General features: G+C 52.9%; 1 protein-coding gene. It reads right to left on the reverse strand.

Features of this window, described 5'->3' with window-relative positions:
* Positions 1–597, reverse strand: a 597-nt coding sequence (locus tag ACFRAK_RS28125) for a catalase (RefSeq protein WP_394573057.1), incomplete at both ends; no start/stop codon positions are given.

The raw sequence follows: 597 nt of genomic DNA on the forward strand, positions 1-597 counted from the left end.
TGTATTTGACATAGGTTACCTTGCCCTCTGTGTTCACCCATTTAAAGGCATGTACGCCAAAACCGTCAAGTTCGCGATAGTTGGCTGGCGTGCCATGGTCAGAGAACAACCAAGTCATCATATGCGTCGACTCAGGACTTAACGTCATAAAGTCCCAATAGCGCCCAGGCTCCTGAATGTTGCTCTCAGGCGATGGCTTCAAGGAATGCACCATATCCGGAAATTTAAGAGCGTCGCGGATGAAGAAGACGGGCAGATGATTCCCAACGATATCGTAATTGCCTTCCTCCGTATAGAATTTCACCGCGAAGCCGCGTGGGTCGCGAGCCGTCTCAGGCGAGCCCGTTCCATGAATAACGGTAGAGAACCGCACGAGCACCGGCGTCTCCTTCCCAATCTCTTGCAGGAACGCCGCTCTTGTGTACGGCTTCATATCATTCTCTACCACGAACACACCATGCGCTCCGGCTCCGCGTGCATGTACCACGCGCTCAGGAATCCGCTCACGATCGAAATGGGCGATCTTCTCGATCAGGTGATAGTCTTCCAGTAATGTTGGCCCGCGCCGGCCAGCTGTCTTTGAATGTTGATTGTCTC

The sequence above is a fragment of the Peribacillus sp. NPDC056705 genome (genome assembly GCF_043656335.1).